The organism is Mesorhizobium australafricanum, from assembly GCF_033977265.1.
Lineage (GTDB): Bacteria > Pseudomonadota > Alphaproteobacteria > Rhizobiales > Rhizobiaceae > Mesorhizobium > Mesorhizobium australafricanum.
On sequence record NZ_JAVIIT010000027.1, the window covers coordinates 42,046 to 48,369 of the forward strand.

At 63.7% G+C, this 6,324-nt stretch carries 6 protein-coding genes; 3 read left to right on the plus strand and 3 right to left on the minus strand.

Annotation, left to right across the window (positions count from 1 at the left end; all coding sequences use genetic code 11):
• Positions 1–40: 40 nt before the first annotated feature.
• Complete coding sequence (locus RFM98_RS29915) at positions 41–1,354, minus strand: hypothetical protein (RefSeq protein ID WP_320312108.1); 1,314 nt, start codon at positions 1,352–1,354, stop codon at positions 41–43.
• A 463-nt stretch (positions 1,355–1,817) separates the two neighbouring features.
• Entirely contained in the window at positions 1,818–2,459 is a 642-nt protein-coding gene (locus RFM98_RS29920) for a cysteine hydrolase family protein (protein WP_320312109.1), read from the minus strand.
• 126 nt (positions 2,460–2,585) lie between these two features.
• Between RFM98_RS29920 and RFM98_RS29925 the strand changes: the two genes are divergently transcribed.
• Positions 2,586–3,584, plus strand: a complete 999-nt coding sequence (locus RFM98_RS29925; RefSeq protein WP_320312110.1) for a helix-turn-helix domain-containing protein — start codon at positions 2,586–2,588, stop codon at positions 3,582–3,584.
• A gap of 36 nt (positions 3,585–3,620) precedes the next feature.
• Here RFM98_RS29925 and RFM98_RS29930 read toward each other — a convergent pair whose 3' ends face one another.
• Positions 3,621–4,178, minus strand: a complete 558-nt coding sequence (locus RFM98_RS29930) for a sugar O-acetyltransferase (protein WP_320312111.1) — start codon at positions 4,176–4,178, stop codon at positions 3,621–3,623.
• Positions 4,179–4,310: 132 nt separating this feature from the next.
• Between RFM98_RS29930 and RFM98_RS29935 the strand changes: the two genes are divergently transcribed.
• Both RFM98_RS29935 and RFM98_RS29940 read left to right on the plus strand, forming a co-directional pair.
• The gene (locus tag RFM98_RS29935) at positions 4,311–4,772 is read left to right on the plus strand and encodes a DUF4126 domain-containing protein (RefSeq protein ID WP_320312112.1); all 462 of its coding nucleotides are present in this window, start codon (positions 4,311–4,313) and stop codon (positions 4,770–4,772) included.
• Positions 4,769–6,145: an FAD-containing oxidoreductase gene (locus tag RFM98_RS29940; protein WP_320312113.1), complete on the plus strand. Its 1,377-nt coding sequence runs from the start codon at positions 4,769–4,771 to the stop codon at positions 6,143–6,145. Before RFM98_RS29935 ends, RFM98_RS29940 begins: the two co-directional genes overlap by 4 nt.
• The last annotated feature ends 179 nt before the right edge of the window (positions 6,146–6,324 follow it).

The window sequence follows — 6,324 nt, forward strand, 5'->3', positions numbered from 1 at the left end:
CGCAGCAATGCGGCGCCTTTTTTTGTTTCGCACGGATCACTCAGGCCACCGTCGAGGTGCCGAACTTCTTGATGCCAGCGACCGACATCGAGACGAACTGGTCGAGGATGGTGAAGAAGATATCCAGGCTGAAGCCGAACAGGAAAGCGAAGGTGAACAGGCTGAAGCCTATGCCGGTGACCTCGCCGCCGAGCTTGGTGCCGGGCGCCATGAACCAGGCGAGGATCATGCCGGCAAGCCCGCCGAGCGCGATGCGGTGGATCAGCCTGGCCAGTGGCGGATTGGGTAAGAGCGGGTTCAGGATCATGCGCATGTGGAACATGATGCCGCCAAGCGCGCCATAGAGCGCGGGCAGGATCCACAGCGCATAGGGGCTGAGGACCTCGCTCAGTGTCTTGGCCTGCAATGTCAGCGTCGAGATCGAGTTCGGCGTGATGGTGATCACGCCTTCGCATTGCAGGTTGCGCGTCGCTTCATCGAAATCGGCGTTCAGGTCCTCCGCCTTGGCTGCCGGATCGGTAGCGCTGACGACCTCGGTGGCGGGTTGGCCGTTGTCGCTGTTCCTGCAGTCGAAATCCGACTGCTTGAGCGGCTGGCTGTTCTCGGCCCCGCTTTGTTGCTGCGCCGGCGCCACCTCCTGGTTGCAGAACTGGTTTATCGCTATCTGCCTGGGGTTCGAGAAATCCGGCGGCGCACCGGCCTTGGCGGGCGAGGCGGAGAGCTTGCAATAGCCCCATTGCATGCCCCAGATCGGAAACGGCGCCTCCTGCGTCATGAACCCTTGCGCCCTCACCAGCAGCGAGGAGAAGCGTTGATCGAGCGAATGCAGGCTGTCGACGGAATTGTAATAGGCGTCTTTCAGCAGCGTCAGATCGGTTGCTGACGCCTGCCGGACGGTGGCCGAGTTCAGTTGCTTCTTGGTCGCCCAGACCTGTCTGATCGACTGCCCGAACCGGGCGCTGAAATCGTTGTCGTCGATCTCCTGCAGTTCGGCATTGATCGAGACGCCCCTGTTGTAGACATAGGTCAGCTTGCCGATGATGATCATCATCGTCACCGACAAGGCTATGAGAAAATAGGTAGCGAGCGCGGTCCGGCGCGACATGTCGCCTGGCGACCAGCCGGTGCGGAGCGCTGCCAGCGTGGAAAACGGCACGGTGTTGGAACAGTCGTTGAGCACCGTCTGCAGTTTCACGACCTCAGGCTGGCTTGCCGTCGCTTCCTGGAGTTTTTCCGCATCGCCGATCGCGGCGAACAGCGCGCTGTCCTTGAAGACGCCGTAGCGGCCATAACCGGCGACCAGCTTGGCATCCTTGAGCAGCCCGGAGACAAGAGGATCGTTGGATGCCGTCATCGCAGGTCCCTCCGACGACTAACCCAGGTAACCCGGCACGAAGCCATATTGCGACGGGCACCCGCAGGGATAGCCGGCGGGCCCGGGTGGCTGCGCCCAGCACCAGAAGAACTGGGTAAAGCAGATCGTTCCCGGCGCGTGGGGCGGGACTTGCGCAAGAGCGGGCCAAGGCAGCAGCGCCGCGCCGACAGCAAGCGCCAGGACGACCATGGTTCTTGCAATGCGCGCTTTCAATTCAGCCCCCAGCCAACCGCGCTTACACACATGCGCCGCGACTTTCCGAAAATACCGCGATGGCGTCCGTGAAATAGGTCACGCTCCTCCAGCACATTCGTCGTCAAAGCAAAAGGCGCCGCATCTTGGCGGCGCCTTGGCTACTCGAACGCAGTTCGAGCTAATGCATGTCGCCCAGAAGTGCGCAGCGGTTCTGGGACAACGACATGCATCAAAACAAAGACGCGCTTTAGGCAGCGTTGCGGGCAAGCGCCCGCTGGTTCGATGCATAGATCGTGTCCCGCTCAGGCAGGGCCCCGGTCTTCAGGCAATCGATCCATTCGGGGGTCTTCAGCACCGCTGCGAAGCGCGACTGCAAAACGATGCTCACCACCCGATGGATGTCCTCGGCCGACGCATAGCCCGCGCTGTTGGCATAGGGCACCGAGCCGCTGGCATCCGAAAGGAACTCGACGGCAAAGCCCATATGCACGGCGTGGATGATGGTCGACAGATCGCAATTGTGGGTCATGTAGCCGACGACTGCGATCGTATCGATGGCGTTGGCGCGCAGCCAGGTCTCGAGATCGGTGCCGGTGAAGGCCGAAGGCAGCGTCTTTTCGACATAATGATCGCGTGCGCGCCTGGCGATCTCCGGATGCAGTTCGCCGCCATGGCTGCCCTTGGCGAAAATCGGCGACGTCTCCGGCGCCATCTGCTTGACGACGACGATCTTGATGCCGGCCGCCGAGGCGGCATCCATGGCGCGTGCCACATTGGCGACGGTCTGAGTGAATGGCGGATGCTGGATGGCGAGGTTGCCGCCATTGTAGTCGTTCTGGACGTCGACGACGACAAGCGCGCGGCGTGGTTGGCTGGCTGGTGCTGACATGGCGGTTTCCTTTCGACCGGGTTGATGAGTCGAAGCTAGGCGGATGTTTCGCGAACTGAAAGTGACCCGATTGACATCGATCGAAAGAATTGGGACATTTGCCAATCAATCCTAACGATGCCTGCCATGAAAAATCCGATCATTGCCGCTGTCGCCTTCGACGGCATCAGCCCGTTCCACCTCTCCGTGCCTTGCCTGATGTTCGGTGCGGACCGCACCAAGCTTGGGCTGCCACGCTTCGACTTCCGCGTCTGCGCCATGGAGGAAGGACCTATTCAAACCGATGCCGGTCTGAGCATCGTCGTGCCGTATGGGCTTTGCGCGCTCGACGAGGCCGACATCGTGATCATTCCAAGCTGGAAGGACCTCGATGCCCCTCTGGCCGCGTCGTTCAAGGACGCGCTGCAACGCGCGCATCGGCGCGGCGCGCTGATCGTGGGCTTGTGTCTCGGCACCTTCGCCATTGCCGGAGCAGGATTGCTTGCGGGGCGAAAGGCAACCACCCACTGGGCCTATACGGACCAGTTGCAGGCGCTGCATCCCCACGTCGCGATCGACGCGGACGTTCTTTATGTCGACGAAGGCGACATCATCACCTCCGCTGGCGTCGCTGCCGGGCTCGACTGCTGCCTGCACATCGTGCGCGCCCGCTATGGCGCGGAGGCAGCACTTCGGCTTGCCCGCCATGTCGTGCTCTCGCCGCACCGGCAGGGCGGACAGGCGCAGTTCATCGAGCGCCCGCTTGCGCCAACGCCGACCGCGGACCGGTTCACGCGCGCGCTCGACCATGTGCGGGCAACACCAGGCGAACCGCACAGTCTCGACAGCGTCGCCGGTACGGCCGGCCTCACCCGCCGCACCTTCACGCGCCGCTTCCAGAAGTCGATCGGCACCAGCTTCGGCGACTGGCTTGCCGACCAGCGTGTCGCGCTGGCGCAAAGACTGCTGGAGCAGACGGACAAGTCGATGGATGTGGTGGCCTTCGAGGCCGGCTTCGGCAGCGCCACCTCGCTGCGCCAGCATTTCGCCGCGCGGCTCAGGACCGCGCCGATGCAGTACAGGCGCGAGTTTTCGCGAGCAATTCCAGGAAAAGTGCCTGGCGGTTTTCCGTCGGGAATTGCCTGAGGACAAATCCTTAGAGCACCCAAAACGTAGGCGCGTTCAGCGGCGCATAATCGCTCGCGCCGGGTTGCCGACGACGGTCGTGTCGGCCGCCACGTCGCGCGTCACAACCGCGCCGGCGCCGACGATGGCGCCCTCGCCTATGTTGATGCCGGCGAGGATGACCGCGCTGCCGCCGATCCAGGCATGGTCGCTGATCGTCACCGGCCTGGCGATCTCCAGTCCGGCCTGCCGGCCGGAGGCTTCGCGATGATGCTCGGCACAATAGATCTGCACATTTGGGCCGAGCAGCGTCCTCTTGCCGATGCGTACCGGCGCCGTGTCGAGGATGGTGCAGCCGGCATTGAGGAAGGTGCCATCGCCGAGAAACAGGTTGAAGCCATAAGCGCAATGGAACGGCGCCTCGATGCGAGCCCCCTCGCCCGCGCCGCCGAGCAGCGCCCGCAAGGCAGGACCCATATTGCCGCGCTGCCGGGGCGGCAGGCTGTTATGCTCGAACACGGCATCGCGCGCGGCAGCGCGCAACGCCTCCAGCTCGTCGTCGATGCAGCTGTACCATTCGCCGGCCGCCATCTTCGTTCGTTCGCTTGTCGTCATGGCGGCACCTCCAGATTTGTCTGCTGCCAAAGCATAATCCATCGTCAGGCAAAAGCCCGTGGCCAAACGACCGGCCTATGCTAGCCTGCCTTCATGGAACCGTACGGGGTTCCGATTTTGAGGGGGTCGACTATGCTTTACATCCTTGCATTGCTGATAGGTGTCGTTGCCGGCCTGCGCGCCATGACCGCGCCCGCGGCCGTGGCATGGGGTTCTTATCTCGGTTGGCTGCCGGTTGCCGGAACCTGGGCGAGCTTCATGGGTCACTGGATTGCCGTCGGCATCTTCACCATCCTGGCCATTGTCGAATTGATCACTGACCAGCTGCCGTCGACGCCGAGCCGGAAAGTGCCGCAGCAATTTGGCGCCCGGATCATCTCCGGCGCCTTCGCCGGCGCGGTGATCGGCGCCACTGCCGGCGCCACGGTCGGCGGCCTCGTTGCCGGCGCCATCGGCGCGGTGATCGGCACGCTGGGCGGCGCCGAAGCGCGCGCCAGGCTGGCCGCCTCCTTCGGCAAGGATCCGCCTGCCGCCTTCATCGAGGACGCGATCGCAATTATCGGCGGCCTGCTGATCGTGGCGGCGGTCGCATGAGCGCCAAAACTTTCGATGCCATCGTCATCGGCGCCGGCCAGGCCGGCACTCCACTCGCCGGCAGGCTGAACGCGGCCGGCATGAGCGTGGCGTTGATCGAGCGCAAGCTCATCGGCGGCACCTGCGTCAACACCGGCTGCATCCCCACCAAGACGATGGTGGCGAGCGCCTATGCCGCCCACCTTGCCCGCCGCGCCGCCGACTATGGCGTGACCCTTTCCGGTCCGGTCGGCGTCGACTACCAAGCGATCAAGGCGCGCAAGGACAAGGTGTCGGGCGCTTCCCGCACAGGACTCGAGACCTGGATCGCGGGCATGGAGAACTGCACGCTCTACCGAGGCCATGCGCGTTTCGAATCCGCCAACACCGTGCGCGTCGGCGACGATGTGCTGACCGCGCCAAAAATCTTCCTCAACACCGGCGGACGCGCCTCGGTGCCCGACCTGCCCGGGGTCAACGACGTCCCCTACCTCACCAACGCCTCGATGATGGATCTCGATGTGCTGCCCGGCCATCTCATCGTCGTCGGCGGCAGCTACATCTCGCTCGAATTCGCGCAGATGTTCCGCCGCTTCGGCTCGCAGGTGACGGTGATCGAGAAGGCGCCGCGGCTGACCGGCCGGGAAGACGAGGACACTTCCGCGGCCATCCAGTCCATCCTCGAAAACGAAGGCATCGCCGTTCATGTCGGCGCCGGCGACATCGGCTTCGCCAGGCAAGGCAACGACATCGCCGTCACCTTCTCCGTCGGCAAGCCGGCGGCCATCGGCTCACATGTGCTGCTGGCACTCGGGCGCGTTCCGAACACTGACGATCTCGGCCTCGACAAGGCCGGCGTCGAGGTCGACAAGCGCGGCTACATCGTCGTCGACGACCAGCTGCGCACCAGCGTGCCTGGCATCTGGGCGATGGGCGACTGCAACGGCAAGGGCGCCTTCACCCACACCTCCTACAACGACTTCGAGATCGTCGCCGCCAATCTGCTCGACAACGACCCGCGCAAGGTCAGCGACCGCATCGAAGCCTACGCGCTCTATATCGATCCGCCGCTCGGCCGCTGCGGCATGACGGAAGCCGCCGTGAAGAAATCCGGCCGCCGCGCGCTGGTCGGACAGCGGCCGATGACCCGTGTCGGCCGTGCGGTCGAGAAGGGCGAAACGCAAGGCTTCATGAAAATCCTGGCCGACGCCGACACGGGCGAGATCCTCGGCTGCTCCGTGCTCGGGCCGGGCGGCGACGAGGCGATCCACTGCGTGCTCGATCTCATGTACGCCAAGGCGCCGATCTCGACGCTGGCGCGCGCCATGCATATCCACCCCAATGTCTCGGAACTTCTGCCGACCATCGCCCAGGAACTCAAGCCGCTCGCCTAATGCATGTCGCCCAGAAGTGTGCAGCGGTTCTGGGACAACGACATGCATCAAGACAAAGACTTAACAGGCTGCTGCAAAAGTCGCGTCCTTTTCGATTTTGATGACATTTGTCGGAATGCTTGGTCTGATCGGGCTGGATTTTGGCTTTTGCAGCTACCGGTTTTGCGTGTGTGTGGGTT